Here is a 4,089-nt window from a genome sequence, read left to right as displayed (position 1 = left end):
GCTTAGTTTTCAAGGATCAAGTTAAAAGGCACTGCAGCCTCTTGTCCTAATTTTCGCCAACGCCCAAGGCGTTAGCAAAAACTATCTTAGCATGTTTTCACCGCCGATGCAAGTGCCAACTTCTTCTTTCCCATCAGCACCCTTCCGAGCGGCAAGATGTATCTTATCACGTTACCTTCCTTTTGGCAACTGCCAGTTTCTCACCGGTATTACATAACTCGCCGGTGGTACCACCGGCGAGCGCCAATGCCTATATTACCACTTACCGACCGCCAATGCAACCCCTTAGGATTGCTTTGATACCCTTTTCTGTGTACCCATCAAGTCTGGTAAGACCTCAGTTTCCCGCAAGTAGTCTCGCTTAACCTGCTTCAACAGATACATGTACTTGCGCTCTGCGGCATCCATTGTGTAGATTGCCAAGTCAACTAGATCTGGATCGACGACATTATCGAAGTATTGGCGAGCGTTTAACCACTCCTGCTTGGCCGCCTCAACCTCACTGATATCCGGCCCTTCCAAGAAAGCACTGGCATCAGCGAATTCTTCTCTGGGCTCCGACCGGGCAACTAAGTTTCGAATCACCTTTGACAGCTTTGCGACCATCCTATTTCCTCCCGCTTAGGAACGCCTCGTTTAAAATTGTACGTCCCTCCGAGAGGAAATATGCTGTCAATTAAAGCTCCCTTCTGCCCTGTAAAGCTTTGGCAAGGGTGACTTCATCAACGTACTCCAAGTCCGCACCCACCGGCATTCCGTGGGCCATGCGAGTAACGGTGACCCCAATGGGCTTGAGCAATCGGGCCAGGTACATGGCCGTGGCCTCACCCTCTGTATTGGGATTCGTGGCAACAATCACCTCGGTCACCGTCTCGTCCTTGAGACGCAACAGGAGTTCTTTGATGCGAATTGCGTCGGGCCCAACACCATCCATGGGGGAGATAGCCCCGTGCAAAACGTGGTAGAGTCCTTTAAAGGCCCGGGTCTTTTCCAAAGCAATGACGTCCTTGGGTTCTTCTACGACACAAATGGTGCTTCGATCTCTAGTCGTAGACGCGCAGATCTGACAAGGATCATTGTCGGTAATATTGCTGCAGACTGAGCAGTAGCGGATCTTCTCCCTGGCCTCAACAATGGCATCGGCCAGACTATGGGCATCCTCCCGCTCTCCTGTGATGATGTAAAAGGCCAAGCGCTGGCCTGTCTTTGGCCCGATTCCTGGAAGTTTGGTCAACTCCTCAATCAGCCTGGCCATCGGTTTAGGGTAAAACACCATGCAGGTTCCTCCCGACCTTCCAGCTAAAACATTCCGCCAGGCATTCCAGGAACGTTGAGTCCTCCGGCCACTTTATTGATCTCCTCATTGGCCATATCCTGTGCCTTGCGAAGGGCCTCATTAACCGCGGCCAACACCAGGTCCTGAAGCATCTCTACATCCTCAGGATCAACGGCATCGGGAGCGATAATTATTTCGTTAATCTCTAAATGTCCGTTGGCAACAACTTTGACGACCCCTCCGCCCGCGGTAGCCTCCACCGTCTTCTCCCCGAGTTCCTCCTGAACCTTTGCCATCCGGGCTTGCATCTTCTGAACTTCTTTCATCATCTTTTTCATATTCATAGCCAGTTCGTGTCACTCAAATTGAGTGCACTTCCCCCTTTCTCGACTTGCCATCATTCAAGTCTGATCACTTTCCCGCCGAAAATCTCCAGCGCAGCTCGGATCATTGGATCCTGCTCTATGTCATCCTGCGGTCCTGACTCCCCTCTCTCTGGCGCCTCAACGGGCGGAGTAGAGTCACCGCCTACTTCATTAAAGCTGCTGTGACTAAGTTCGCCATCGGGATTCTGCTCCCCAGTGGATGAACCAGAAACATCGGACAGGCTATCCCCAGAGAGGCTATCCTCTAGCACCCCCGTTGGTGTAGTCTGGTCAATATCCTTGGGCCGGTATCCAGAGGAGGCGCCTTGGTAGCGAGCTGCCACCTCCGCAACGGAACCAAATTCACAAACCACGCTGATTCGTTCCATGATCAATTTCGAGATAACTTGTTCGACCCGCTCTCGCATCTTCGGCTGTTCCACACTAGCCTTATGAAATCCTCGATCCTCTGGGAAAGCTAGGATCAGTTGCCCTTCCTTAGTCACATAGGCCGGCGACGCCTCTCGCAAGAAGGCTCCCAAAGACGCTTGCCGCTCTTGCTTTAGCGTTTCGAAAACCTCTTCCCATTTCTCCCTTATCCGACTAAGCAGATCCTGGTTATTGCCGGGTTTGCCTTCGCTGCTCGCTTCTTCCGTGAAGCTGTTAAGGCTAGTTAGCTCTTCCACCTCAGCGGGCTGAGCCCGCTCCCCTTCGAACTGACGGACACTGCCTTTTTCTCTGTCAAGCGCTGCGGCAGTATCGGGCTGACTTGCCCTTTCCTGACGCAGAACCCGCACTTGTTGGCGCAGCTGGGCAATTTCCTGCTCCAACTCCGCCAATCTTTGCTCCAGCAGCCTGGTCTTGGCTCCACTTCCCATTTCCGAACTGGCCTGTCCTTCCTCTGCCGTTGTCAGGGAAATGATGGCCAACTCAAAGGGCACCCGCTCATCGCTGGCATTGCGAATAGCGATGTCCAGCTGGCCCAGTCGCTGGATGACAGCAATTAGCTGCTGCTGAGACAGCTGAAGCACCTCCGGCGGTATCTCGATATCCTGATCACCCTTCACCTTCGCCAAGAGCCCGGCGCGAAAAACGCCTCCGACATCCTGGGCCAGGCGGCGAAGATCCTTGCCATTGAAAACTGCCTCTTGCAATATCTGCATTCCTTGGGCTGTGTCCTTAACGGAGATAGCTCCGGCAAATCGAGCAATGACCTCTGAGGGCACCACACCCAGGGCATCGGCTACCACTTGCTCCGTCAGCTGATCCTCGGCAAAGGCAACACACTGGTCAAGGAGACCAAGGCCATCCCGCATTCCACCAGAGGCATGGCGAGCGATCAAGTTGACGGCAGCATCGGTGACATCGATGCCCTCTTGCTCAGCCACAAACTTAATCCGCTGACCGATCTCTGCTTCTGTCAGACTCTTAAACTCAAACTGCTGGCATCGGGATAGGATGGTACCCGGTACCTTGTGGGGTTCCGTAGTAGCCAGAACAAACACCACATGGGACGGAGGCTCCTCCAGGGTCTTCAACAGCGCGTTGAAGGCGTCAGTGGTCAGCATGTGAACTTCGTCGATAATATAGACTTTATGTTTGCCCTCAGTAGGGGCTAAGCGGACATTCTCCCGCAGCTCCCTGATCTCATCAATGCCTCGATTGGAGGCACCGTCAATTTCGATCACGTCCATCGACATACCTTCGGTGATCCGGACACAGGCTGGACAGGTGTTACAGGGGCTGGAGGTTGGCCCAGACTCGCAGTTTAAGCCCTTGGCAATCAGACGGGCCACGGTGGTCTTACCGGTGCCTCGGGGCCCACTGAACATATAAGCGTGGGCCAAGCGATTGTTGTCCAAGGCATTGCTCAAGGCCTTCACCGCGTGGGTTTGCCCCACCACATCGGCAAAGGTTTGCGGTCTGTATTTACGATATAAAGAGATGTATGCCATGGCCTGTCCCTCCCTTATCACCCATAGTCTAGGGCAGTTTTAGTATTCTCGACAGGCGACAACGAGTCCTCCAGGCAAATCTTCTACCCTCAGTATCTCCCCAATTCCTGACATTTACAGGAAATCCCTGGATAACAAAAAAGGCCAACTCAAGAGTTGACCAAAAAATGTCGTGCACCCGCTGTCGAAGCCTGCCCCCGAACGTTACTCAAGCAGTTAACTCGGACCAGGCACCCTTACGGCACACAGGAGGGTCCACTTACCGCTGCTGCCTCCCGGACCTGACGGGGTTCATGGGTTCCTGTTGCGTAAGACCCGATCGTCAACGCCACTTGCCTGAGCCAGACTTCACGAACAGACCCCTCGAGCGGGGATTCAACCTCGCTATAGCGGATTGCGAGTACAGGGCACCGCTACCTCCCCGTCTAGCACGACAAAATTAGCAAAATTAGAAAAACTTTAGATAATAAAAATGGCGGAGAGGGAGGGATTC

The 4,089-nt window shown here is 53.4% G+C and carries 4 protein-coding genes and 1 other RNA gene; all 5 read right to left on the bottom strand.

Annotated elements, in window-relative coordinates:
* Positions 1-285: 285 nt before the first annotated feature.
* A complete protein-coding gene (locus GX030_00405) occupies positions 286-606 on the bottom strand; it encodes a YaaL family protein (GenBank protein ID NLV90846.1) in 321 nt (106 codons plus the stop codon).
* Positions 607-676: 70 nt separating this feature from the next.
* Positions 677-1,276: a recombination protein RecR gene (gene recR / locus GX030_00400; GenBank protein NLV90845.1), complete on the bottom strand. Its 600-nt coding sequence runs from the start codon at positions 1,274-1,276 to the stop codon at positions 677-679.
* A gap of 23 nt (positions 1,277-1,299) precedes the next feature.
* The gene (locus GX030_00395; protein ID NLV90844.1) at positions 1,300-1,620 is read right to left on the bottom strand and encodes a YbaB/EbfC family nucleoid-associated protein; all 321 of its coding nucleotides are present in this window, start codon (positions 1,618-1,620) and stop codon (positions 1,300-1,302) included.
* Positions 1,621-1,673: 53 nt separating this feature from the next.
* The gene (gene dnaX / locus GX030_00390; GenBank protein ID NLV90843.1) at positions 1,674-3,596 is read right to left on the bottom strand and encodes a DNA polymerase III subunit gamma/tau; all 1,923 of its coding nucleotides are present in this window, start codon (positions 3,594-3,596) and stop codon (positions 1,674-1,676) included.
* A gap of 170 nt (positions 3,597-3,766) precedes the next feature.
* An RNA gene (gene ffs, locus GX030_00385) (signal recognition particle sRNA large type) lies at positions 3,767-4,030 on the bottom strand.
* Positions 4,031-4,089: the final 59 nt, after the last annotated feature.

It is taken from the genome of Bacillota bacterium, from assembly GCA_012727955.1.
GTDB lineage: Bacteria > Bacillota > Limnochordia > DTU087 > JAAYGB01 > JAAYGB01.
Note: the sequence above shows the minus strand (reverse complement) of the source record. Positions and strands in the feature narration are given on the sequence as shown.